Source organism: Prevotella sp. LMAG:51 (assembly GCF_008680225.1).
Classification (GTDB): Bacteria; Bacteroidota; Bacteroidia; order Bacteroidales; family Bacteroidaceae; genus Prevotella; species Prevotella pectinovora.
The window spans coordinates 1-26,177 of record NZ_NALQ01000025.1; the positions used below are offsets into that span (position 1 = coordinate 1).

Sequence of the window (26,177 nt, forward strand, 5' to 3'; positions counted from 1 at the left end):
CTTTTGAGGAGGTTTCCTTTAATACCCCTACGTTAGGGGTGGTAATTGCTTCTTTACTTGCTGTTGTCTTATTAGGCGCTTCTGCCTTTGCAAGCGGTTCTGAGATAGCGTTTTTTAGTCTCACTCCTTCGGATCTCAATGAAATGGACACGGAGAAGAATCCGAAAGATTTGGGGATAGACAAGCTCCGTAAGGACAGTGAGCGTACGCTTGCCACGATATTAGTGGCAAACAATTTCGTGAATGTAACCATCATTATGCTTTGCAACTATGTTTTTGGGTCGTTGATTTATTTTGGCAACGCCTATTGGTTGCAGTTCGTTTGCATAACAGTACTTTTGACTTTTCTGTTGCTTCTTTTCGGTGAGATAATGCCCAAGGTCTTTGCTCGTCAGAATGCATTGCAGTTCTGCCGTCGTGCCGTGGGGGGTGTCTTGGTGGCAAGAAAGATGTTCTGGCCGATAGAAAACATATTGTTGAGAAGTCGTGTGCTTGCCGACAGTCTTTTGCAGAAGGAAAATCATGTTCTGAGCGTTGATGAACTCGGGCAGGCTCTGGAACTCACTGACAAAGATGACATTAAGGATGAGAAGAGTATGCTTCAGGGTATCATACGTTTTGGAGACGAGACGGTGAAGGAGATCATGACAAGTCGTAAGGATGTAGTTGACATTGATATAAAGTCACCGTTCTCCAAGGTCATTAGTAGCATCGTGGATAATAACTACAGTAGGATACCAGTATATCAGGATAATACAGATAATATTCGTGGTGTTTTGTATATCAAGGATCTTCTGTTGCATATCGGAAAACCAGACAGCTTCAGGTGGCAGAGTCTCATCCGTCCACCTTATTTCGTTCCGGAGACCAAGAAAATTGATGATTTGTTGAGGGAGTTCCAGAATAACCGAATACACATTGCTATAGTGGTTGATGAATTCGGTGGAACCAGTGGCATTGTGACTCTAGAAGACGTGCTGGAGGAAATCGTAGGTGAGATTCGCGATGAATATGATGAAGATGAGAAAACCTACAGACGGATAAACAACAATACATTCATATTTGATGGCAAGACCCCCTTGAGTGATTTCTGCAGGATATTGAATGTTCCCGATGATGAATTCTCAGACGTTGAAGGTGAGGCTGATACCCTTGCTGGTCTAGTGTTGGAGATGAAGGGGGATTTCCCTAAGGTGCATGAAAAATTTGAACATTCAAACTTCGTCTTCGAGGTGTTGGATGTCAAGGAGCGCCGCATCGCCACTCTGAAGGTCATTTTGCGTGACGCTAAAGAAGTGAAAGGTGATGAAAAACAGTAATCCATAATACTGATTATGCCAAGAATTCCACTTAGTATAACAACGCCCAGTGATGTGCAAGTTGGCTTGTGGCGTATGGATGAGAGCGAGGACGAAATCCTGCATGCCAATCCTTCGCTTTATAGTCTGCTGCCAGACATCTCATCTATGAAGTCGCAGACTCGACGCCTTGAGCGTTTGGCTGTAGCAGCTTTGCTTGAGAGTATGTTTGGTCAGGCTGTACCTGTGGAACATAACGATGCCGGACGCCCGTTTCTTGACAACGGTTATGAAATCGGCATCAGCCATACAAGGGGGTATGCCGTTGTCATTGTTTCGAAAAAACATAACGTTGCTGTTGATATGGAATACATGAACGACAGGGTGATGCGGATAGCCAGACGTTTCTTGCGCGAGGATGAATCGCTGACAACAGTGAAAGAACTTCTTTTGTGCTGGTGTGCAAAAGAAACACTGTATAAGCTGCATAGCGATGACAGGCTGGCATTTCAGGAGATGCGGACGCATGGCATACGCAATGATGGAAATCTTGAGGGACGGTTTACAATAGATAATTTAAAGCGCGGTATTACTGTTGAAATGTCATATCTGTCAACTCAATCTTACATATTGACAATTGCCGTAGAAAAAAAGTCTTGAATAAATGTAAAAAACGGCAAAAGATTGTGTGGTAGAAATAAAATATGTAACTTTGCAATATTAATTATAACAATAATAATATGAAAATTTCACACATCGAACATTTAGGAATAGCAGTTCCGAGCATTGAGGAAGCTCTTCCGTATTTCAAAGACGTTTTGGGACTTGAGTGCTACGCAGTAGAAGAGGTTGCGGATCAGAAGGTGAAGACAGCTTTTTTGAAGTGTGGTGAGGTTAAGCTGGAATTGCTGGAGCCGACATCTCCAGACAGTACTATCCAGAAATGGCTCGACAAGGGCAATCATGGTGTTCACCACGTTGCTTTCTGCATTGAGGATGGCGTGGCAAATGCATTGGCAGAGTGTGATGGAAAGGGAGTACGTCTTATCGACAAGGCTCCTCGTAAGGGAGCTGAGAACTTGAATATCGCTTTCTTGCATCCTAAATCAACATGCGGAATTCTCACAGAATTGTGCGAGCACTAAAAAGGTAAAGAACAGTTTTTTAATAATTATAAATTAATTATGAGTAAGCAATTAGAGAAAATCAAGCAATTGATCGCTAAGCGTGAAGAAGCTCGCTTGGGTGGCGGAGAGAAAGCTATCGAGAAGCAGCACGCTCGTGGAAAATATACAGCGCGTGAGCGTATCGACATGCTCCTTGATGAGGGCAGCTTTGAGGAGTTTGACATGTTCAAGCTTCATCGTTGTACCAATTTCGGTATGGAGAAGAAGCAGTTCCTCGGTGACGGTGTTGTAGCCGGAAGCGGAACTATCGATGGTCGTCTCGTATACATCTTCGCTCAGGACTTCACCGTAAATGGTGGATCTCTCTCAGAGACTATGGCTCAGAAGATCTGCAAGGTCATGGATATGGGTATGAAGATGGGTGCACCGGTAATCGGTATCAACGACTCCGGTGGCGCACGTATCCAGGAGGGAATCAACGCATTGGCAGGATATGCTGAGATTTTCGAGCGTAACATCCTTGCTTCAGGTGTAATTCCGCAGATTAGTGGTATCTTCGGTCCTTGTGCCGGAGGTTCTGTTTATTCTCCAGCATTGACTGACTTCACTCTTATGATGGAGAACACATCATACATGTTCTTGACTGGTCCTAAGGTTGTGAAGACTGTTACGGGTGAGGATATCGACCAGGAGCACCTCGGTGGTGCAAGCGTACACTCTACAAAGAGTGGTGTGACTCACTTCACAGCAGCTACAGAGGAAGAGGCTATGGAGATGATCAAGACACTCTTGAGCTACATTCCTTCTAACAATATGGAGGAGGCTCCACGTAAGGAGTGCACAGATCCTATCAACCGTATGGAGGATTCTCTCAACGACATCATTCCTGACGATCCTAACATGGCATACGACATGTATAAGGTTATCGGAGCAATTGTTGACAATGGCGAATTTTTTGAGGTTCAGCCTAAGTTCGCAAAGAACATCATCGTTGGTTTCGCCCGCTTCAACGGACAGAGCGTTGGTGTCGTAGCCAACCAGCCATCATGCTATGCAGGTGTACTTGACGTTAATGCAAGCCGCAAGGGTGCTCGTTTCGTTCGTTTCTGCGACGCTTTCAATATTCCAATCGTCAGCCTCGTTGACGTGCCAGGATTCTTGCCAGGTACAGGTCAGGAGTACAATGCTGTTATCCTCCACGGAGCAAAGTTGCTTTATGCTTATGGAGAGGCTACAGTGCCAAAAATCACCGTTACATTGCGTAAGAGTTATGGTGGTAGCCATATTGTTATGGGTTGTAAGCAGCTCCGTACAGACCTCAACTATGCATGGCCATCAGCAGAGATTGCTGTTATGGGTGCAAGCGGTGCCGTTTCTGTGCTTTGTGCCAAGGAGGCAAAGACTCATGAGGATCCTAAGGCATTCCTTGCAGAGAAGGAAGAGGAATACACCGAGATGTTCGCTAATCCATATCAGGCAGCCAAGTATGGCTACATTGATGATGTGATTGAGCCTCGCAACACTCGTTTCCGCATCTGCCGCGGTTTGGCTCAGCTTGCTACTAAGCGTGACAACCTGCCAGCTAAGAAGCACGGAAATATTCCTATGTAATTTGAAATCTTTATCTGCCACGGTGCTGTTATGTTTCCGTGGCGGATAAATACAAATAGAGTATATAGTATGGGAAAAACAAATAATGAGGTATATGCGGCGATAGCTTTGGCATTGCATGAGTTCAAAGGAAACAATGTGCATGACAAGGAGCCGGGCATTATCACAATCAAGGAGAGACACTCTGATTGGGAGTCTCATCTGCTGCGCATGACTAACAAACCTCAAAAATAATTACACAGAGATGAAAGAATACAAATATACTATCAATGGCAACAAGTATGATGTCCAGATTGTTGACATCGTTGAGAATATTGCCACCGTCGCTGTAAATGGCGAGAACTATAGTGTTGAGATGGAGAAGGAGCCAGAGCCAGAGAAGAAGAAGGTTGTAGTAAAGCCTGTTGCTCAGCCACAGCCTGCGGCAGAGTCTTCTTCAGCTTCTGCTGCAACAGTGAACACCAACAATGCTCTGAAGGCACCACTGCCTGGAGTAGTAAGAGAGATCAACGTTGCTGTTGGCGACGAAGTTGCTGTTGGTGATACCGTTGTCGTACTTGAGGCAATGAAGATGGCAAACAACCTTGAGGCAGAGAAGGCTGGCAAGGTGACAGCCGTTCTTGTTCAGGTCGGTGAGAGCGTGATGGAGGATACTCCACTCGTAGTAATAGAATAAGAATTCTGAAACCATAATAGAATTACTGACAATGCCGCTTTAGCCGTGATGGCTAAGGCGGCATTTCTGTAGGGTATTATAATAGTCTTGCTAATTATTGATTTGCAAATAGTTTTCCGATAAGAGTGAGGAGGTTGGTTACCGTTTCCTTACTTTCAACAGGAATTTTAATCGATGTCTCTCCTGTCTTTTCGTTTTTCTCCGTTATGGAGTCAACGAGGGCAGCAGTGGCTTCGGGAGATTTCAGAGTCTCAGCCAATCCGGAGAGGAACGATATTCCTTGCTCCACAAGTTCTTTAGGATGTGCCTTTTTGTGGGATTTGTTTGGCTCGTTGTCAAAGGTTTCGTTCATGGCAGTCTGTCTGTCGTCTGTTTCGTTTCCGTCAGACAAGTATTCTGCGTTATGCGGCATGCCTTCTGTGTTATAGTCCTCTTCAGGTGTTGTGTTGTTTTCTTTTGCGGCTTCCTCATTTTCTTCTGCTGCGACAATAGCTTCTGCCGTGGAGGTTGTGTTGTTCTCATTCTCATCCGGCGTGTTGTTTTCCTCCTCTGATACGAAGCTGCTGACAGTCTCCATGATTTTGCCGAACTTGTTGTCGTCGGCAAAGATGGAATCCTCTCCGTTGTCGAGCACTCCTTCAAACATCGATGTCTTGAACCTCAACTTGCCCACCATCGTTTCCTCGATGGAGTGGGGTGCTACAAGGTTGATGACCTGTATGTTGCTTTGTTGTCCCAACCTGTATATGCGTCCGATGCGCTGCTCAAGTACAGCCGGATTCCATGGCAGGTCGATGTTGATTATAGTGGCTGCAACCTGAAGATTCAGTCCGGTGCTTCCAGCATCGGTGGAAAGGAAAACGCGACTTTCGGCATTGTTCGTGAAGTTGTCCACCATATCCTTCCTCTTTTCCGATGGCACTCCTCCATGCAGATACTCAAAGCCTATGCCTTTCTTTCTCAGTTCCTTAGCCACAAGTCGGGTCATCCGCTCCCATTGGCTGAACACCACCACCTTTTCTCCCTCCTCGCAAACGATGTCGCTGATGAGGTTGATACATTCGTCCACCTTGGTGTCGTATCTCGTCTTCTGGTCCAGGATATAGCTGCTGTCGCATACCATTCTCATCTGTGAAAGATGGAGCAGGAGCCTGTTGCGGTCTTTCTCCGACAGGAAGTGGTGCTTCTGCCATTTCATGACAAGCATTCTCACCTGGTGCTGCCATTCGGAGTGCATACCCATCTGTTCTTTCGTCATAGGCACGAAGAGGTTCTTGTCAATCCTGCTTGGCATCTGCAGCTTCACGTCCTTCTTGCGCCGTCTGATAAGAATGTCGCTCAGTTGTTTTCCTATATTGTTCAGTCCCTTGTAACCTAATATCTTGCCAGTCTCGTCGCTCACGATATGTTCTTCCTTGAACTTGTAATACGGTGCGAGTCGGAAGTTGTCTGCAAACTCTACTATGGAATACAGTTCGTCGAGCTTGTTCTCCAATGGCGTGCCAGACAGGATGACGGCATAGTCGGATTCTATTTTCCTTGCCGCCCTCGAAATCTGTGTATTCCAGTTCTTCAACCGTTGCACCTCGTCCATGATGAGCATGTTGGTCTGTAGTTTTCCGAGAATCCTGATGTCGTTGCATGCGCTGTTGTACGACACAATCTTGTATGTCTCCTTACGGCAGTATGCCTCTTTCCTTTTCAAGTGTCCGCCTTCAATCACGTATACGTCAGCATCCGTGAATTTCTTTATTTCGCTTCTCCATTGGTATTTCAGTGAAGTGGGGCAGAGTATGAGTACAGACTCTATGAGTCCCTCTTTCCTCAGCAGTTCGGCAGTTCCGATAGCCTGAATGGTCTTTCCCAGTCCCATCTCGTCGGCGATAATAGCCTTGCCGGCTCTTGCTGCGAAGCGTATTCCCTCTTTCTGATAGGGATAAAGATTGGCATTGAGCAGAGCGTCAAGCTCTTCGTCGCCGTAAGTCGCCACGATATCCTTCCTTGCCTTTCTCGCCCTGAAGTCAAGTATGAAGTCAGTCGCATCTTTATAGCATCTGAATGTGTCGCTGATTCTCTTTGCCTGGTTCAGGAAGTCGCCGAAGGTGTAGAAGGCAGACTCCTTCAACACAGAGTCCTCGTCGAAATAATCCTTTGCCAGCTTCTCATATTCTTCCTTGTTGTCCGCTCCGATGCGTATCTTCACGCACCGTTCTTCCCTGTATGAAAGATAGACCGACGTGTATGGCGGAATCTCTCTGTGAACTCGATATTCCTTTCTCGTCCCCAGCCATTTTTTCACAGCTTCAATGTGCTTGCATGTTCCCAACCTTGATGTCTTGAAGTCCCAGCAGGAGCAATAGTTCCATTCGCTGTTAGCACCTCGGTATACCACCTTGTATTCATTTGCAGTCAGAGGATTGTCCACGAGATATTCTCCGGGGCATAGCTCATCGTCTACACAGCGTATCTTTAGCTTGGCAGGTTCAGCGATTTGTCTTCTGAGCTTTACCTGCCATTCTTCCATCGAAAGGTTGTCAGGCTTTATGATATGCGAAACCTTGGCTTTCTTCTTGCCGGTAGCTTTTCTTTTCCTTTTATCTTTATTTTCCTTTGTCGCCATATATATTTAAATGATCTTTATCGGCTTCTTAAGCCATTCCCAAATGGAAAGTTACCGAATTTCTCAAAGTCAACAAATAAGTACGTTCGGAAAACATTTCCATAATGTACGTTGTCATTCTGAATTTCGTTGTCTCCATTATATTGTGCAAATACTTTGCAAACGAGTGCAAATAGAGTTTACTCTCAATTTGCCGAGTGCAGCTAAGTGTTATGCAAATATAGCATAAAATACGATTAATCGAGCGAAGCGGGGAATCTTTCTCGCTTCCGGGCGTCAGAATTTTATCCAGAGGCTGTAATTTGTTCCGGTACTCTCCGCCAGGTACTGTAGTACTCTTACGTAAGTACTGCAGTAATTTCTGTAAGAGTACTGGCGTAAGTCATATAGATACGATGCGTAAGTCATATAGATATGATACGAAAACTATAGGGTTAGACAGAATAAAAAGCGTGTTTGTTGTCTGCTTTGACTTTACCCTCAATCGGTCATTGGGGGCGGTAATGTCTTTTCCTAAATCAGAAGCTTGAATAATAATAATATCCTTGAAGAAACATTTTAGATAGAAAAGCAGTAACTTTGTAGCACGAAAAAAATAAAAATGTATGATAACATCAAAGACAGTTCATTCCTTCCAACTCAGTCAGCAGCAAGGACACACGCTCCTTACGGCACAGGAATATCCTTGGAGCGTGTTGCAGGTGGTGCCTACTACTCCGGCTGATTTTGAGAGTACGATGGCAATTCTGAAGGAGCGGGGAATGGTGGCTCACCATGATACCGACCGCACATTCTGTATTATCCATCTGACGAGCGGCGACCATGACGGGCAACACCCCGAGCGGCATATTACCATCACCCAAGACAACCACATGCAGATTATCAATGACCTAAAGGACACGATGGCGCAGGCGGCTGTGTGGTATAAGACGAATGTTGTAGACTCTCTCTTGTGATTCGCTCTAAATAATATACATCTTTTGAATCATAACAATTGATCACATGTAGAGATATGCTAATTTTATAATTGTCGGCGCAATACAATCATTGGGTAGCCGTTTCTAAATTAATATCCCTGTATGTGAACGTGTAACGTACGTTTAATAAAGCGTACTTTCTAAAACCTGGGTATTGCATAATAGATGGATAGGAAAGTCAACGTAAATTTTACGTAAAGGATATGCTATGCCTTATCCGCTCGGTCAGGATTCATTTCCTTCGTCCACTCCCAGTCCGAATAGGGCGAAGTCGCCTTTTAGCGGGTCGTCGGGGAATATCTTGAGCATGGTGTCTGTAAGCCGGCGGGCGGTGGTCATTGATGCCGTGCGGCTCTGCAGCAGATTCATGCGTTGTGCCTCCTGCACCACATGCGTGTCGAGCGGCATGATAAGACTGCGGCGGTCTATGATGTCAGCCCACAGGCCAAGGTCTACGGGTGAGTCCGTGCGCACCATCCATCGCAGGAACATACACATCCGTTTGCAGGCCGATGATGTGTTTTTAGGGACAATCTTGCTTGCTCCATAGACAGAGAAGAAGCGGCAGATGGCGTCAACCGCCTCTAACCCCGTGGATGCATTCCTCCTTACGTATTCCTTCATGCTTCCGTATTCAGTCAGCATCGTTTGATATGCCGATAGCAGACAGCACATGTCGTGACAGGTGTACAGCCGGTAATAGCAGTCGGTGGAGTCGGGAAGACAGGTTTTCCATCCGCCGTGGCGCACCCAATGGTCAACATCACCTCTTGCGTCATCGAGCAGAAACTGTATCTTCGGAAAGAACTGTTTCCTCGATCCATAGCTAAGGCATGAAGCGATGAAAGCCATAGCTTCCCTGTTTGCCTTGCCCTCCACTTTGTGCATGAACGAACTCGGGTCGGCAGGCAGGAAATCCTTTGTCTCGTATTTCTCCGCGAGATACATAATCCTTTTTCTTGTTTCCTCTTCAATGATGAAATCAGTCATTTGTCGTGATATTGTTTATGGTTGCAAAGGTAATTATTATAATTTGTCCATGATGTCGTTGGCCATAAAAATTATTATTTGTGGGTATTTTAATCGTTGTAATGTAAAAATATGTCTTTCAGGCTTGTTTTATTTTGAAATAAATTGTATTTTTGCAGAAATTAAAACGTTATCGATTATGAGGAAGATTTATTATATCATTTTTGCCTTAGGGTTTATGAGCATGCCGGTGGTAGCCCATGCCGATCCGGCTATTGAGATAATAGAGACTGACTATGACGGCCAGAAGGGCGGCATTTCGCTTCGCGTCATATCCGACGGTAACGGTCAGACGCGATTGCGTATTACCAATGCTAATGGTCAGACTCTGTCTATCTACGACGTGTCGGGAGCTCCTGTCAAGCGGATAAAGGTTGACGGAGTGGACAAGACTTATGAGCTGAATCTCCGCAAGGGATGCTACATTGTCAAAGTGGGCAATGTGGTGCGCAAAGTTTCTGTCAGCTGACACATGACATTCTTTTGATAAGATTTTAAGATTAAGTGTAAATGGATGTAAAGCGTTGGACCTGTTCGGTAACCAACGCTTTTCCTGTATTCTGGGGCAGTATGTTTATTCTTGATAGAATGTATAAAATAAAAGTATTGACTTCTAACCCCAATCGGGCATTAGGCCGTTTTATGTAATATCTTAAACTGCTGTAATATCCATATTTCTGTTTTCAGAATTCAGCCAACGCTAACCTTCAATTATTGAATCTGCCACTATTCTAAAGTCAGTCTCTTTATGAAAGCCCAGCAGATTCTGTGCGTCTTGCCCTTCTTTGATAGAGAGCGTACGATGTACATGCCGTCAGGAATGTCTTTGACAGAAATCTCCTTGTTGTACGCTTTTGTAGTTAAAACCACCCCAGTGGCGGTTTCGAAAATCACGTACTGAGCATCGAGAGTAGACGGTTTTGAAGGCAATGCCAGTCGATTGCCGTCGTTTCTTATCAGCATGGCGTGCTGCAATCCCTCTTCGGCAGACAGGTCACAGTCGGATTGCAGAGCAGCGCTCTCCTTTCCGTATCTGTCCATTGCCGTCACGGCATAATGTCTGAACACGTTAGATTCCGGTACAGTCACTCCCAGATTCTTCACTCGCATTGCAATGATATTCCTTGAGTCAGTGATGTCGACCGGCGCTACGTCGCTGCCATATACATTATAATATATGTTGTCTCCGTCGGCAGGTTGTCTGTTCCATGAAATGTGGTCGACACCGTTTCCTTTGCTGATTCTCAGATCTGTAGGAGCCTCCGGTGCCTTATGTTCATACCATGTCATTTCAGGCACGAAGGCAGGGTAGGAATACATCTCGTTGGCAGTGAAGTCGAAAATCCCTTTAGTGTTGTCGGTGAAGAATTTGTTGCGGAACATTGCTGTTCCGATTCCCATCTGCCGGCAGACATTCATCTCCCTCGTTATGTCATCGATGGGCCAGTTGGCTTCGCGTGGCGACATGAAGTAGATTCCCAGTCCGGCGCTTACCGTCTTTCCGTGGCTTCGCTCCTTCCAGTCGGCAGCAAAGGGGAAGAAGTTGTCTCCTCTGAAATACATCATGGGGTATATCTGGTCCATCCATCCCTCTTTCATCCATTTTTCCACATCCTGACAACCTTTCTCCTCAGCGTTCCATCCCCGGCTCCTGTATCTGTTCAGGTCGTTTCGTTTGCCGATAGGCGAACAGCTCATCTTCAGCCATGGCTTCTCTGCTTTCACGGCATCGTGGATGCTTTTCACTATGTTTGAGATGTTAGCCCGAGCCTGCTGACGGGAGATGTTCAGCTTCAGGTTCTCCGGATATCTTATGTAGTCGAGGTGTATTCCGTCGATGTCGTAGTTTTTCGCTATCTCCCTGCATATGTTTGCGATATATGTCGCCGTGGCAGCCTTCTCTGGCCGCATGAACATCTCGTCGCCCACCTTCATCAGTAGTTCCGGGTGCTTCTTTTTCAGAGCTTTATATCCTGTTCCCGTTGGTCTGCCCACGGGTATGGTTACCACCCAAGCGTGAATCTCCATCCCCCTTTTATGGCATTCTTCTATGGCGAAAGCAAGAGGGTCGTAGCCAGGCGACATTCCTGGGTTCCCCGATACGCATCCGTCCCACGGCTCGTAGGCAGACGGATAAATCACGGTGCCTCTGATTCTTGTCTGCAGCAGAATAGTGTTTATGTTCGCCTTTTTCAGTTGGTCGAGCAATGCGGTGAGTTCCTGTTTTTGTTTCACTATCGTCCGTGGAGTATGAGCGTAAGTCTTGGGCCAGTCCAGTCCGCCGATTGTCGTCATCCATACCGCCCTTACCTCTCTTTTGGGTGGTATGCTGCTATAGCTGTCTGTATGAAAAATCTGCGCCATAGCCATAGTGCAGATGAATAATGTCAGTGGTATCGTAGTTAAAAGTCTTCTCATCGTTTTTTTTCTAATAATGATATTTTCTGCAAAGATAGTGCAAACCGAGAGAAGAACGAAATGAATCCATTCATTTCTTCTTCCGAGGTGCCGCCTGTCTTATTCAAAGATAGTGCAAACCGAGAGAAGAACGAAATGAATTTCAGCATTTTCATTCCACTTTCCTTTGTTGCGAATTACGTTTCAATTTCAAGTCTATAAGTAGTATTGCCGACTCTTTTTCATCGTTTGCAGCCTCTTTGGGGCGCCATGCCACAACGAAGCGCACGGTGGCCCGTGTCACCAGATAACCTTTCATCTGCCATTGCAGCATTTTTTTCTGCATGTTCATTGAGAGTAAGCCGATGTCAGTTCCAGTAGAGGGCAGACTGAGATGATAATCGTGGTATGCGAGGGTGTCCCCACTTCTCAGTGACAATATAGTTTTCTTATGTTCTTTGAAAGCTCCCAAGTTTACGTCCTTGTGTGACAACTGCAATTCTATCTCGTCAGGCATGGGATAATGTATTGGGTCTGATATCCGTTTGTCGGCACGTATGTCATCGAAAATCTTTCCATTGGTGTGAATCGTCAGTGATAGTTTGGTTCTGCTCATTCCTACATATAGTCTGCGCATGATATCATCGGTATAATGTTCCGGTTCGACAACAAGCATTATGACGTTGTCAAACTCTCGTCCTTTAGCCTTGTGGATGGTGCTCACCACAATGTCGGCATCGGAGACATCACAGAAGTCTTCAACGGATGACTCAAATAGGAAATCTCTCAGATCGGTGTAGTATTTCGCTTTGTTCATCAGTTCAAACATCATGATGCATCTTTTCAGATAAGGCAGACTGTTGCTCGTGCTGTATTTTTGTAAGGTCTTCGATTTCGCTTCCTCCCAGATATCCTCTGTAATGATAGGAGCCCGTGTGGTTTTCTGCATCCGGTCGATACATTTCACAAAATATCTCACCTCGGCGATGTTCCAAAAACGCAATCCGTCCATCGATTGAATCAGTTTGGCATTCAGACCATTTTCGTGGAGCAGTGCTACGGTTATCACGGCCTCTTCGTTCGTTTGCGTCAGTATGCAGGTCTTTCCCTGCCTGTTGTTCTGCAGAATGTCGTTTACGATAGGCAGAAACATATATACAGCTTTCTTTTCGCCGCTTTCCTTGTCTTGGAAGAAAGGCGGATGTTTAATGATGCTCACCATTCCCTTCTCCTTTTTCATTGAGATGATGGGGGCAGTCTTTAGTCTGTAGCTGATGTTTGGTGCGAAGTCGTTCACGGCATCCACTACATGTTCTGAACTGCGGTAGTTTTCTGTCATCTCTATGAATCTGCTGCCTTGCATCCTTCCAAGTTCTTCCATATAATGCGAATTAGAACCGCGGAATTCGTATATGTTTTGGTCATCGTCGCCAACGGCGATGACTCTCATCTCCTCGTTGGCCCTCATCAATGCATCTACCAGGGCGAAGTCGTCGTCACTCATGTCCTGTGCTTCGTCGATTACGAGCACAGTCTTGCGTATCCTGTTAGGCTCAACTTCGCCAGACCTTATCATATCGGCAGCTTTCTTCACCACATCGGCAGCGTCATTAAGGTTCCCGATTCTGCCGAGCAGGTCGAAGCTGTACGAATGGAAAGTCTTTATTTCAACGAAGTGTGCAGCGTTGCCTATCAGCAGCATCAGTCTCTGTTTGAATTCCGTAGCTGCAGCTCTTGAGAAAGTGAGCATGAGCAATTGTTCGTGTTTTACATCTTCGAGTAGCAACAGGGATGCCAGCTTATGAACGAGCACGCGTGTCTTCCCGCTTCCAGGTCCTGCCGCCACCACTATGCACTTGGATTCTCTGTCTTTGATAATCTCTTTCTGCTTCAGCGACAGATTGCCGAACAGTTGTCTGTATTTCATTGGCGTGAGGTTGTGCTCCAGTTCCTCCTTCCGTTTGCCGTTGAAGTATTTCTCCACAAACAAGCGGTAGTCCATCTGGAAATAGTCCTGTACGTATTTCAGTGCGGCATCATAGTTTCTCACCATCAGGTTGGCATATTCGCCCACGATATGTATCTGTTGCATTTTTTGTTTGTAGAATTCATTGAGCGCCTGGTAGTCTTCTTTTTTGTAACGCATGCGCATCTCCTTGAGTCTGTGGATGTCCATGGCATTGTAGAGGACAAGAAATCCTCCCTCAAGTTTCAAAGCCCCTGTCTTTGAAAGATACAGCAATGCTTCCTCAACGTCTTCCAGTTGGACTTTCCCGTTTCCTGTAAACAGATCAGAGACTGTGCTTCTGTTGTATTCGTCCAGCATTTCAATAACGGAGAACTGTACGCTCCCTTTTCCCGCTTTCTTTTCAGAAACGGTGTTTCCACCCTCTGTCGGTTTGGATTCCTTTTCCCTTTCGTTTTTCTCGGCAATGGCATAGAGGCGATCAATGATAAAGTGGCAGATTTTTATTCTTCTTTCAAATCTTTTTATCATGAAATCCAAGTCATGCAGACGTGTAATGATGATGTTCTTTTCTTTGTCTTGTTTCTTGAGGGTATAGCCCTTAACCACGAGGAAGTAAAGCAGTGTGCGTAAGACTTTCTCTGATGACGAGTCAATCCCTTCGTTTATGGCTTCTTCGTTTAGCTGCTTGTATGAACAGTGGAGCGGCTCTTCAGTTATGTGGCTGATGATGAATCTCTCGAGTCTGGCAAAATTGTCGAGTAAGTTTCTCGACTTCTTCTGTGTGTCGCCTATGTCATTCATATATGCAGACATGTCTCGCGTGTCGGCGAGTATTCCCTCCTGTCTCATCCTTATCACGGCAGATATTATCTCTTTCTTGCTCAGACCTAATATGTCTGCCAAATAGTCAATTCTCGATTCAGCTTCACTGTCTTGTGCTTTGGCGATGTTTTTCTGCGAGATTAGAGATTTTATGATTCTTGCCACATTATCCTTTTCCTTTTCAGTGAAGAGTGACGATTCCGTTATTCTTTTTCTTGCCTCGTCCATGTTTTTCACCGTAATACCAGTGGCATACACATGAGGAATGTTGTTGCCACGCTCTATATAGCCGCTTTGTTCCAGTGTGTTAAGGGCAGTGCGTACACGTGTCTCAATGTCGTTTATAGAGTCGTCCCATCCGGCTTGGCGTGCGATTTCTAGAGCTGAGCAGGATATATGTTGACGTTGTTTGGTGAAATCTTTCACGGCCTGCCATACTTGCTGTATTTCACTGATGCTCAGCTTTGTCTGGTTTAAAAGTATGAAATGCTTATCCAGGTCGTTGTCGCTATACAACACGAAGCAGCGGGCGTTAAGGTTCGGGTCTCTGCCGGCCCGTCCTGCCTCCTGTACATAGTTTTCCAATGAGTCAGAGATGTCATAGTGTACCACCAGCCCCACGTCGCTTTTGTCCACTCCCATGCCAAATGCCGATGTAGCGACAATCGTTCTCACTCTGTCGTTCATAAAGGCCTCTTGGTTTTGTATCTTTTCCTCCGAGTCCATCTTTCCGTTGTATGGCAGTGCCGGGATACCATCGCGTGTCAGCTTTTCAGCAAGTTGTCTGGTGCGTTTTGTCCGGGAGACATAAATTATCGTGGGACATTCAGACTCTCTCACAAGAGTTCTAAGTCTGTTGTATTTGTCATTTTCGGTGTCCACGTGGATTACTGAATAGCGAAGATTGGTTCTTGTTGCTGAGGTGGCAAACAGTTGTAGCTCAACACCGAGCCAGTGTTTGAAATAGTCGCATATATCCTGCACCACTTTCTGCTTTGCCGTTGCCGTGAAGCATGATATCGGGATTTGTAATTTGCCACCCTTGCGCTTTTGGTATTCTTTTATGAACTTGCCGATATATTGATAGTCCACTCTGAAATCCTGTCCCCATGCCGAGAAGCAGTGTGCTTCGTCGATCACAAATCTTGTGACGTGTCTCTCGCCGAGTATTCTTTCTATAGTCTTAGACCGCAGCATCTCCGGTGCGATATATAGCAGAGAGGCGTCTCCGTTTGTCACCCTCTCTATTGCCAGCGACCTGTTTATTGGGTCGAGCAGACCGTTTATTGTCACGGCGTCGGTTATTCCCCTGTTTGCGAGGTTGTCCACCTGGTCCTTCATAAGCGACTGTAGCGGGGATATTACCACGGTGAGTCCGTGGACAGCCTTTCCCGCCATCAGCGCCGGCAATTGGAAAGTAAGGGATTTTCCGCCTCCTGTAGGAAATATCGCCAGCAGTGACTTGCCGTCAACGGCTGCTCTGGTGGCATTTTCCTGTAGCGGTTCGTTATTGTAGCTTCTGAATTTGTCGTATCCGAAGTTTTCTTTCAGTGCAGCGCCCACGTCGAGAGACTCGTTGCAGTATCTGCACCCCTTCTCGCAGCGGCAATGTCGTAGTTTCCGTATCACGTATTCCACTTCTGGAAAATTGTGTAACACCCAGCCTGGTGTGATGGAGCGCCTGTCAGTAGTGTCTATCAGCGATAGGGCATAAGCCATTGCACATGGTTGGGATATGGCCAAATTCCTTATCTCAGCATTGCTGCAAATCTTTCCGTCGTATTCTTCTCTTATAATGTCTGCCAGCTCTTCAGTGTCCGTATATAGCCCTTGTGCTCCCATCATCGTGAGAAATCCGACGAATTCTTTCCTGTCTCTCAGCAGCGAGGCGAAAATCTTCTGTCGTTTGGGTGAGAGCGAGTTCCAGCGGGCTTCCTCGTCATATAAAAGTTCGCGGGCTTTCATGCAGTCGTTTACAGGGTTGTTCAGTTCGTCGCAAAGCAACTTGTCGTCTTTCACGAGTCTGTGGTATGGTCGTTCGGGAAAGAGTAGAGGTGAGAAATATAGCGTGTCTACTAGTAGCCATCGTCTGCTGCCATCTGTAACGGTAGCAGCTAGACTACCGTTTGCGGATGAATATCCAAACAGGTATTTCGCATCGTGGTTTACGATGTTGTGGCCACAAACGAAATGTATGTCTTCTCGTTTGAGAAAATCCACCAGTTCTTTAGAGGACGCTTCGTGGAATATCGCTCCATTGTGGCTTATTGCCCCTATGTCGTGTATCTTATGGTCCTTCAGTCCTATTTCCGTATCTATGAATGCATACTTAGTCTTGTCCCATTGCCATGAGTCCCGTCTTCTCTTGTCGGTTGCTTTGTCGTTGGCATGATTATCCTCATTACCAGCAGCTCTTGATATCTTGAAAAAACGGTTGAATATGGACATGTCAGTACGAATTAAAATGTAACAAATGCAAATGTACTAAAAAATAGTGATGCTATATCTTTAAAATATGTTTTAGTTGGTGGCGTTTATTAATTTTTGTCTATCTTTGTTTTATATATGTGTATTGAATCGACTTTTCATTGTCGTGAATTCTGAATGGCTTATGGTTTTTTGCAACCTGTATTTCACATTGCTATATAGGATTTCTGTTGCCTGCCCATATGTCGGATGATAATATAACGGAGAAAAAATGAATATTGAAAGCATAAGAACCTACTGTCTGTCGCTCCCGCTGGTGACAGAAGACATGCCGTTCGACGATACAACCGTCGTGTTCAGAGTGTTGGGAAAAATATTCCTGTTGCTCGACCTCGACCGTCCGGAATGGGTGTCGATGAAATGTGATGCAGACTTTGCCATAGAGCTGCGAGATGCCCACACAGAGATAGAAGGCGCCTTCCACATGAATAAGAAATACTGGAACCAGCTGAATCTTTACGGCTTTCTTGATGATGCACTGATAGAGCGGCTTATCCGTCATAGTTACAGTGAGGTGGTGAAGAAAATGACGCGTAAACAGAAGGCGGAAAATCCGGAAATAACGACAGTGGAATAATGTTCAGATTATATATAGCAACATAATCATAACACGATGATATTAAAAGAAATAGCATATTTTCATTCACCGTTTACTTCCAAGTTCGGGGTACCGAAACAGAGTGGACTTGTTGACGAGTTGGAGGGCACGATAGAATTTGCGTCGGAGTTCAGAAACAAAGACATGCTGAGGGGGATAGAAGACTTCGATTATTTGTGGATAATATGGCAGTTTTCTGCCAATCCACATGCTGCCACGAGTCCTCTGGTGAGACCACCGCTGTTGGGCGGAAACGAGAAGGTGGGAGTCTTCGCCAGCCGTTCTCCCTTCCGTCCTAATGCCATGGGATTGTCGTCGGTGCGCCTTTCCCGTGTGGACTATACTGCAGAGGGCGGTCCGCTGCTCTATGTCAGAGGTGCCGACCTGATGGACGGTACACCGATTTTCGACATCAAACCCTACGTCAGCCTTTCTGACTGTCATCCCGAAGCCCGTTGTGGCTTTGTTGACAGCCATGCCATCCGCAGGCTCAGTGTCACCGTGCCTTCTCATGTCAGGAGGCTGTTCACAGAAGAACAGTTGCTGGCGCTTGTGAAAGTGCTCGAACTCGACCCGCGTCCGCATTACCACAACGATCCGTCGAAGACATACGGAATGCCTTATGCAGGGCGGGATGTGAAATTCCGTGTAGAAGGCGATAGGCTCCTTGTTGTGGATGCTTGAACCCAAAACGGTCATTAGGCCGTTCAATGTAATATTTTAGAACTGCTTGCAGTCTTTTGTTTTTTATAAGGCGTCTTTTGTTTGTTTTTAATTCGCAATAGCTCGCTATTACTCATTAAAAGCCAAACAAAATCCATCATTCTAAAAAATCAAGAGCCAAGCAAGCCCTAATGGCCGATTTGGGTTGAAAATGTAAATAATATAATCATTGGCTTACTTGTCAACTAGTAGGATGTCAACGGCATGCGAAACATGAGTTGTCTGCTGTATTGAAAGTCATATGGATGGTGGCCGCTGTCGGGAAAGTGTCAATGCAGACGCTATTTTCTGTTCGTGGCGTTGCATACTTCATATATTATGATTATTTTTGCAGAAACATTTTTCAGAAAAACAAAAAACAGAAAAATATGATTGACGTAAAACAGACGCTGCAGGACAGCGAAGAGAAAATGGAGATGGCAGCCCTCTATCTGGAGGAAGAGTTGAACCGCATCCGTGCCGGACGTGCCAACGTTGCCATTCTCGACTGCGTGAGAGTGGAGTCATACGGCTCAAAAGTGCCTCTTAACCAGGTGGCAAGCGTTTCTGTGCCAGACGCAAGAACGATAGCCATCAAACCTTGGGACAAGAAACAGATCAGAGACATCGAGAAGGCAATCATGGATTCAGAGGTGGGCATCACGCCAGAGAACAACGGTGAAATTATCCGCCTTGCCATTCCACAGCCTACAGAAGAGCGCCGCAAGGAACTTGCCAAACAGTGTAACAAGATCGGTGAGAAAGTGAAGGTACAGGTGCGCAATGTTCGCAGTGACATCAAGGACAAACTGAAGAAAGCCATCAAGGACGGACTTTCTGAGGACAATGAGAAGGACGCTGAGGCTGAATTGCAGAAAATCCACGACAAGTATATCAAGAAGGTGGATGACCTGCTTGCTGCCAAGAACAAGGAGATCATGACCGTATAACGAAACAGAGTATAGATGAGCGACACCGAAGGATTGGTTATCAAGAACACTGGCAGTTGGTACACTGTATTGACTGACGGCGGAAATACCATTGACTGCAAGATAAAGGGCAATTTCAGGCTGAAAGGCATCAGGAGTACCAATCCTGTTGCCGTTGGCGACCGTGTGGAGATCGTGCGCAACCATGAAGGCACAGCCTTCATAACAAACATCTGCGACAGACGCAACTATATCATCCGCAAATCGTCGAACCTCTCTAAACAGAGCCATATCATAGCAGCCAACGTGGATCAGGCTTTCCTCATCGTGACGGTGAAATATCCTGAGACTTCAACCACCTTCATCGACCGTTTCCTTGCCTCTGCCGAGGCTTATTCCGTGCCGGTGACACTTGTGTTCAACAAGGTGGACCTGTTGCAAGACGACGAGCGCCGCTATCTCGACATGATGGTTACGCTGTATGAAACGGTGGGTTATGACTGTTTGAAAGTGTCGGCAGAAACGAAAGAGGGCATGGACCGCCTGTTGCCGCTGCTGAAAGACAAGATAACGCTCTTCAGCGGTAACAGTGGAGTGGGGAAGAGCACCATGCTCAACTTCATTGTGCCTGGTGCGGAACTGAGGACGGCGGAGATTTCCGACGCCCACAACACGGGAATGCACACTACTACGTTCAGCGAGATGCTTCCGCTGACGGATGGCGGCTGGGTGATTGACACACCGGGCATCAAGGGATTTGGCACTTTCAATATGGAGCCTGAGGAGATTTGTGGATATTTCAAGGAGATATTCAAGTTTTCAAAGGGCTGCCGCTTCAACAATTGCACTCATACCCACGAGCCGGGCTGTGCAGTTCGCAAGGCTGTAGAAGAGCATTATATCGCCGAGAGCCGCTATGTTTCTTATCTAAGTATGCTTGAAGACAAGGAGGAGGGAAAATACCGTGCAGCATACTGATGTGTTAGCAGTCTTGATGGGCATAGAATAATTTCGGAATGTCGTTTTCTGAAATCCGAACAGAGTGTGTCAGATGGGAAGGGAAGTTCCTCTTGACACACTCTGTTTGTATATTAAAAAACACGTTGGCTTGTCTTAAACCCGAATCGGTCATTAGGGCGTTCAATGTAACATTTTACAACTGCTTGCAGTCTTTTGTCTCTTATAAGGCGTCTTTTGCTTGTTTTTAATTTGCAATAGCCCGCTATTGCTCATTAAAAGCCAAACAAAATCAACTCTTCTAAAAATCCAAAATACAAGCAAGCCCTAATGACCTTTGGGTTAAAGGCAAAAGAGAGGAATCACCATCGCCAGATTCTTCCAGTTGGCAAGAGATTTTGCAAATGTGAACCTCAAGGAGAGGGCAAGGGAAAGAGGGAAAAGGGAGGAAGAAAGTCTCAAAAGTCTCAAAAGTCTCAAAGTCTCAAAGTCTCATATAAGCGATAATAAATGTAATAAAAAAGATAATACATTGATATATAATAACTTATATAAAATACCGAATTCCACGTGAGACTTTGAGACTTTGAGACTTTTGAGACTTTCTTGTAAAGACTTTTCCAACGGCTATACATTCTCCGACAAGCAGACTACGGCAAGCTTCACAACTCTGTTCCTGTAAATCCTGCAAATACTATGACATGAGACATGGCAAATGTAGACCTTAAGGAGATGGCAAGAGAGAGGAAAAGAGAGGGCATTTTTTCCAAAATTCCCATTTTCCCATTTTCCCATCTTCCCATATAACGAAAAATAAATGTAATAAAAAAGATAATATATTGATATATAATAACTTATATGAAAACACCATTTCCCGTTGGGAAAATGGGAAAATGGGAAAATGGGAAAAATGTTGAGCAGCAATGCATGAAACCGACGGACGCGGGCAAACGCGTACTGAAGAGACAGAAACCAATGGTTTACGGTCAGCAAAACACCCACATAGGCATGAAGACCCACAGGGTTATAATCGAGGAACAACGCAAAGTGACGGTGAAAAAACAACTTGTTACTGATGACAAATACACCGCATTTTTTTGCCATTTATCTTCATTGCATACAAATATTTTGTCAAAACCGACTTTTTCCATAACTTTGCACCTGTTTTCGCCCACCTGCGGCAATACACCGGAAACGGCAACATCTCAGCATACTTGCCTTCTGGCAGACCGACAAGGCACGCGAGACATGAATCAAGACAAATGATGTTATAGACAATATATGATATTCTTTATCAACGACAACATACGCAACGCACGGACAAATAAAACAAGGACACACGCCACAGGGCGCCCTGCCCTGTTACTTGCCCTGCTCATGATGGTCTGCGCCACAATGACGGCGGCAGCGCAGACCGTGACCGCCGACTCGCTTATCGCAAGGCAGATGAGGGAACATGGAGTGGAATTCTCCAACGACAACTCCGTGACGCTGCTTATGAGCGGACAGGAGAAATTCGACGACATGTTCAAAGCCATCCGCCAGGCAAGAAGCAGCGTACACCTGGAATACTTCAACTTCCGCAACGACTCCATAGCCTCGCTGCTCTTCGACATACTCGCAGAGAAAGCCAGCCAGGGAGTGGAAGTAAGGGCGCTGTTCGACGGATTCGGAAACGACTCCAACAACCAGCCGCTGAAGAAAAGACATCTCGAGAAACTGCGCCAGAGGGGAGTCGACATCCACGAATTCGACCCGCTCCGCTTTCCGTGGGTAAACCACGTGTTCCACAGAGACCACCGCAAGATCGTGGTAATCGACGGAAAAGTGGCATACACCGGAGGAATGAACGTGGCAGACTACTACATCAAGGGCACCGACGTGGTGGGGAAATGGCGAGACATGCACTGCCGTATAGAGGGCGAAGAAGTGAACACGCTACAGAAGATATTCGTGAGGATGTGGAAAAAAGTGACGGGAGAACAGATAGCCGGGGCGAAATACTACCGCGGCACCAGAAACGCCGACTACATCCGCGGACTGAAGCCCGACGCCACACCGACACAGGGCCGCAAGATGGTGGGGATAATAAACCGCGAACCCAGGACGACGAACAAGATAATACGACAGTTCTACACCGACGCCATAAATGATGCGCAAGACAGCATAAAGCTCGTGAACCCGTATCTCACGCTGAACCGCACACTGAAAAAGGCCCTCAGACGGGCGGTGAAAAGAGGAGTGAAGGTGGAGATAATGGTTTCGTCGCACAGCGACATACCGCTCACACCAGACTGCGTGTTCTACAACGTGCACAAACTGATGAAACACGGAGTGGACGTGTGGATATACGAAGACGGATTCCACCACACCAAGATAATAATGGTGGACGGGAAATTCTGCACCGTGGGCAGCGCCAACCTCAACGCCCGGAGCCTCAACTTCGACTACGAGGAAAACGCCGTGATAATCGACCCGCACACCACACGCCAGCTCAACGACATGTTCGAGGCAGACAAGCTCTCGTCGTTCAAGCTCACCCCCGAAAGCTGGAACAGATGGAGAACGCCCTGGAAGAAATTCGTAGGATGGGTGGCACATCTGCTCACACCTTTCCTATAGCAAACACCATCATCAAGGAAATATCCGTCAATCCGCAAATGAAAAAGAAATTCGAAATAAACGTGCCGGGAGGAGCGACCACAGTATTGCTCCACACCTGCTGCGCACCATGCTCAAGCGCCATCATAGAATGTCTGATGAAGAATGGCGTTACACCAGTGATATACTATTCAAACCCGAACATCTACCCGCTTGAAGAATATCTCATCAGAAAAAACGAATGCACCAGATACGCCGACTCGCTCGGACTTACAATCATCGACGACGACTACTGCCACAACGAATGGCTGGCTCACGTGAAAGGACTGGAAAACGAACCTGAGAGAGGCAGACGCTGCAGACGCTGCTTCGAGATGAGACTCAGACGCACAGCCCGCTACGCCCACGAAAACGGCATCCCTGTGGTGACCACCACACTCGCCTCGTCGAGATGGAAAAGCCTGGAACAGATAAACGCCGCCGGACAATGGGCTGTGGAACCATACGACGACGTGGCATGGTGGGAACAGAACTGGCGCAAAGGAGGACTGAGCGAAAGGAGGCTGGAGATAATAAAACAGTATGGCTTCTACAACCAGCAATACTGCGGATGCGAATTCAGCATGACACACGACAAGGACAAAGAACAAGCCACACAACAGCCATCGGGAAACTGACACACACCATATTGGCATATTTTTTGCTTTTAGAGAAGTAAACGGACAGACAAAGGAATATCCATGCCTGACCGCAAACCAAATGAACAAAACATGACAAACAAGTTTTCAGACGAAGTACTCGAAGTGCTCACATTCAGCAAAGAAGAAGCCGCACGGCTGGCAAGTCCAAATGTCATGCCCGAACACCTGCTGCTCGCCATACTGCGCCACAAAAGCGGAGCAGCATGCAGCATGATGCAAAGCATGAACGTGGACCTGAAAGACATGAAGCAGCAGCTGGAGCAGAACGTGGCGGCAGGAAACAACGACCATTCCACCAGCGACAGCATAGAGCTGAGCGAGCAGGCAAGCAACATACTGAAGCTTGCGATACTGCAGGCACGACTCATGGCAACGGAAACCGTGAGCGAGATGCACCTGCTGCTCGCCATACTGCACGACCCAAGAAACAACGGGGCAAAAAACATACTGGAAGAAAGAAAAATCACCTACGACCAAGTTATGGAATACTCAAAGAAACAGGCTGACAACATAACGAAAAACGGCATCGGAATGCAGGAGGAGGAAGAAGAAGACTTCATCGGCAGAACCGGAAGCCAGAACCGGAAACAGGGCGGAGGCTCAACAGCCACCGACACCAAGACCGGCGGTGACACGCCAATACTCGACAACTTCGGCACCGACCTCACACTGGCTGCCGAAGAAGGAAAACTCGACCCCATTGTGGGCAGAGAGAACGAGATAAACAGAGTGTGCGAAATACTTTGCCGCAGAAAGAAAAACAACCCGATACTCATCGGCGAACCAGGAGTGGGAAAAAGCGCCATAGTGGAAGGACTCGCCACGCTCATCGCCAAGAAACACACTTCGCCGGTGCTGTTCAACAAAAGAGTAATGACACTCGACCTGGGAGCACTCGTGGCAGGAACAAAATACCGCGGACAGTTTGAAGAAAGAGTGAAGGCACTGGTAAAGGAAATAGAAAACCACCCCAACATAATTGTGTTCATCGACGAAATCCACACACTCGTGGGGGCAGGGTCAGCACCAGGCACCATGGACGCTGCAAACATGCTCAAACCGGCATTGGCAAGAGGCACCATACAGTGCATCGGAGCTACCACACTCGACGAATACCGCAAGTCGATAGAAAAAGACGGTGCACTGGAGAGGAGATTCCAGAAGGTGATAGTGGAACAGACCACACCTGAGGAAACCATCGACATCCTCACAAACATAAAGGAAAGATACGAACACTACCACGCCGTGAGATACTCCGACGAGGCAATAAAGGCATGCGTGGCATACACTGACAGATACGTCACCGAAAGACAGTTCCCCGACAAGGCGATCGACGCACTCGACGAGGCAGGAGCCAAGGCACACCTGCAGAACGCACAAGTGCCGCCGGAAATCACAGAAACGGAAAAGGAAATAGCCGAGGTGGCGAGAAAGAAACAAAACGCAGTGAGAAACCAGAACTTCGAACTGGCGGCAAGCTTCCGCGACAAGCAGACGGAGCTGCAGCAGAAAATGAAGGAACTGGAACAGAAATACAAAGAAGGAAACTTCAACAACGTAGTCGACGTGACAGAAGACGACGTGGCGAGAGTGGTGTCGGTGATGGCAGGAATACCAGCCGAGAGAATCACTGAGACTGAGAGCGCACGCCTGCGCAATATGGGCGAAACGCTCAAAGGCGACGTGGTGGCACAAGACAGGGCGATAGAAAAGGTGGTGAAAGCCATCCAGCGCAACAGGATTGGACTGAGAGACCCCAACCACCCCATCGGAGCTTTCATGTTCCTCGGACCAACCGGAGTGGGAAAGACATATCTGGCAAAGAAACTTGCAGAAAACATCTTCGGCTCTGCCGACGCGCTTATACGCATCGACATGAGCGAATACAGCGAGAGCTTCAACACATCACGCCTCGTGGGAGCACCTCCAGGATACGTGGGCTACGACGAAGGAGGACAACTCACGGAGAGAGTGCGCCGACGCCCCTACTCCATCGTGCTGCTCGACGAAATCGAGAAAGCACACGGCAACGTGTTCAACATGCTGCTGCAGGTTCTGGATGAAGGAAGGCTTACCGACGGCAACGGAAGGCTCGTTGACTTCAGAAACACCATTATAATAATGACCAGCAATGCCGGAACACGACAGCTCAAAGAGTTCGGACACGGAGTGGGATTCAATGCAGGACGACTATCTGCCGACATGCAGGAGAAAGACAAAGAATACGCACGCAGCATCATACAGAAGAGCCTCAGCAAGCAGTTCAGTCCCGAATTCCTCAACAGGCTCGACGAGATAATAACCTTCGACCAGCTCGATCTGGAAGCGATAAAGAAAATCATCGACATAGAACTCAGGTCGCTCACCCGTAGACTCACAGCTATGGGCTACGAAATATCCATCACCGACAAGGCGAAAGAACTCGTGGCAGAAAAAGGCTACGACGTGCAGTTCGGAGCAAGACCGCTCAAGAGAGCAATACAGACATATATCGAAGACGGGATATGCCAGATGATACTCAACGACGAGCTGAAACCAGGCACAACAATCGACATCGGAAAGGACCCTGACAAAGAAGAACTCACGTTCCAGATAAATTCCGAAAAGAATTAGGAGATTCCAAAAAAGATTGCTATCTTTGCAAAACGCAAGAAAAGAAAACAAAACATACTTTAT

Annotated in this window: 20 protein-coding genes; 16 read left to right on the forward strand and 4 right to left on the reverse strand. The window is 46.7% G+C overall.

The window, feature by feature from the left end; all coding sequences use genetic code 11:
• From gldE to CCC32_RS09075, 6 genes are all read left to right on the forward strand, one after another.
• Window positions 1–1,319: gliding motility-associated protein GldE (gldE, locus tag CCC32_RS09050; protein ID WP_502705616.1), on the forward strand; the 1,319-nt coding region annotated here is incomplete at its 5' end.
• A gap of 15 nt (window positions 1,320–1,334) precedes the next feature.
• Entirely contained in the window at window positions 1,335–1,958 is a 624-nt protein-coding gene (locus CCC32_RS09055; RefSeq protein ID WP_022317094.1) for a 4'-phosphopantetheinyl transferase family protein, read from the forward strand.
• Window positions 1,959–2,038: 80 nt separating this feature from the next.
• On the forward strand, window positions 2,039–2,443 hold the full coding sequence (mce, locus tag CCC32_RS09060) for a methylmalonyl-CoA epimerase (RefSeq protein WP_022317093.1): 405 nt from the start codon (window positions 2,039–2,041) through the stop codon (window positions 2,441–2,443).
• A gap of 39 nt (window positions 2,444–2,482) precedes the next feature.
• A complete protein-coding gene (locus tag CCC32_RS09065) occupies window positions 2,483–4,036 on the forward strand; it encodes an acyl-CoA carboxylase subunit beta (RefSeq protein ID WP_022317092.1) in 1,554 nt (517 codons plus the stop codon).
• 69 nt (window positions 4,037–4,105) lie between these two features.
• Window positions 4,106–4,270, forward strand: coding sequence for a hypothetical protein (locus tag CCC32_RS09070; protein ID WP_022317091.1), 165 nt, complete (start codon window positions 4,106–4,108; stop codon window positions 4,268–4,270).
• 10 nt (window positions 4,271–4,280) lie between these two features.
• A complete protein-coding gene (locus CCC32_RS09075) occupies window positions 4,281–4,712 on the forward strand; it encodes an acyl-CoA carboxylase biotin carboxyl carrier protein subunit (RefSeq protein ID WP_022317090.1) in 432 nt (143 codons plus the stop codon).
• Between the two features lie 94 nt (window positions 4,713–4,806).
• Here CCC32_RS09075 and CCC32_RS09080 read toward each other — a convergent pair whose 3' ends face one another.
• Window positions 4,807–7,332 carry a DEAD/DEAH box helicase gene (locus tag CCC32_RS09080; RefSeq protein WP_287073922.1) on the reverse strand — a complete coding sequence of 842 codons (2,526 nt, stop codon included), beginning with the start codon at window positions 7,330–7,332 and terminating at the stop codon, window positions 4,807–4,809.
• A 605-nt stretch (window positions 7,333–7,937) separates the two neighbouring features.
• On the opposite strand from CCC32_RS09080, the gene CCC32_RS09085 reads away from it, so the two are divergent.
• On the forward strand, window positions 7,938–8,288 hold the full coding sequence (locus tag CCC32_RS09085) for a hypothetical protein (protein ID WP_022317088.1): 351 nt from the start codon (window positions 7,938–7,940) through the stop codon (window positions 8,286–8,288).
• Between the two features lie 246 nt (window positions 8,289–8,534).
• On the opposite strand, the gene CCC32_RS09090 is transcribed toward CCC32_RS09085, so the two are convergent.
• Window positions 8,535–9,299, reverse strand: a complete 765-nt coding sequence (locus CCC32_RS09090) for a TIGR02757 family protein (protein WP_022317087.1) — start codon at window positions 9,297–9,299, stop codon at window positions 8,535–8,537.
• A 178-nt stretch (window positions 9,300–9,477) separates the two neighbouring features.
• Between CCC32_RS09090 and CCC32_RS09095 the strand changes: the two genes are divergently transcribed.
• Window positions 9,478–9,807 carry a T9SS type A sorting domain-containing protein gene (locus tag CCC32_RS09095; RefSeq protein WP_022317086.1) on the forward strand — a complete coding sequence of 110 codons (330 nt, stop codon included), beginning with the start codon at window positions 9,478–9,480 and terminating at the stop codon, window positions 9,805–9,807.
• A 257-nt stretch (window positions 9,808–10,064) separates the two neighbouring features.
• On the opposite strand, the gene CCC32_RS09100 is transcribed toward CCC32_RS09095, so the two are convergent.
• Together CCC32_RS09100 and CCC32_RS09105 are read right to left on the reverse strand one after the other, a co-directional pair.
• Complete coding sequence (locus CCC32_RS09100; RefSeq protein ID WP_287073925.1) at window positions 10,065–11,756, reverse strand: glycoside hydrolase family 10-like protein; 1,692 nt, start codon at window positions 11,754–11,756, stop codon at window positions 10,065–10,067.
• Between the two features lie 151 nt (window positions 11,757–11,907).
• The gene (locus CCC32_RS09105; RefSeq protein ID WP_287073928.1) at window positions 11,908–16,974 is read right to left on the reverse strand and encodes a RecQ family ATP-dependent DNA helicase; all 5,067 of its coding nucleotides are present in this window, start codon (window positions 16,972–16,974) and stop codon (window positions 11,908–11,910) included.
• Between the two features lie 250 nt (window positions 16,975–17,224).
• Between CCC32_RS09105 and CCC32_RS09110 the strand changes: the two genes are divergently transcribed.
• The 8 genes from CCC32_RS09110 (at window position 17,225) to CCC32_RS09145 (ending at window position 26,114) form a co-directional block, all read left to right on the forward strand.
• Window positions 17,225–17,590: an MmcQ/YjbR family DNA-binding protein gene (locus tag CCC32_RS09110; RefSeq protein ID WP_022317082.1), complete on the forward strand. Its 366-nt coding sequence runs from the start codon at window positions 17,225–17,227 to the stop codon at window positions 17,588–17,590.
• 36 nt (window positions 17,591–17,626) lie between these two features.
• Complete coding sequence (tsaA, locus tag CCC32_RS09115) at window positions 17,627–18,295, forward strand: tRNA (N6-threonylcarbamoyladenosine(37)-N6)-methyltransferase TrmO (RefSeq protein ID WP_022317081.1); 669 nt, start codon at window positions 17,627–17,629, stop codon at window positions 18,293–18,295.
• Between the two features lie 407 nt (window positions 18,296–18,702).
• Entirely contained in the window at window positions 18,703–19,263 is a 561-nt protein-coding gene (gene frr, locus CCC32_RS09120; RefSeq protein WP_022317080.1) for a ribosome recycling factor, read from the forward strand.
• A gap of 15 nt (window positions 19,264–19,278) precedes the next feature.
• Window positions 19,279–20,220, forward strand: coding sequence for a ribosome small subunit-dependent GTPase A (gene rsgA / locus CCC32_RS09125; protein WP_022317079.1), 942 nt, complete (start codon window positions 19,279–19,281; stop codon window positions 20,218–20,220).
• Window positions 20,221–21,057: 837 nt separating this feature from the next.
• The gene (locus CCC32_RS09130; RefSeq protein ID WP_287073936.1) at window positions 21,058–21,465 is read left to right on the forward strand and encodes a hypothetical protein; all 408 of its coding nucleotides are present in this window, start codon (window positions 21,058–21,060) and stop codon (window positions 21,463–21,465) included.
• 111 nt (window positions 21,466–21,576) lie between these two features.
• Window positions 21,577–22,821: a cardiolipin synthase gene (gene cls, locus CCC32_RS09135; protein ID WP_287073952.1), complete on the forward strand. Its 1,245-nt coding sequence runs from the start codon at window positions 21,577–21,579 to the stop codon at window positions 22,819–22,821.
• 38 nt (window positions 22,822–22,859) lie between these two features.
• Window positions 22,860–23,477: an epoxyqueuosine reductase QueH gene (locus CCC32_RS09140; RefSeq protein WP_287073938.1), complete on the forward strand. Its 618-nt coding sequence runs from the start codon at window positions 22,860–22,862 to the stop codon at window positions 23,475–23,477.
• Between the two features lie 93 nt (window positions 23,478–23,570).
• Window positions 23,571–26,114 carry an ATP-dependent Clp protease ATP-binding subunit gene (locus CCC32_RS09145; protein WP_042518604.1) on the forward strand — a complete coding sequence of 848 codons (2,544 nt, stop codon included), beginning with the start codon at window positions 23,571–23,573 and terminating at the stop codon, window positions 26,112–26,114.
• The last annotated feature ends 63 nt before the right edge of the window (window positions 26,115–26,177 follow it).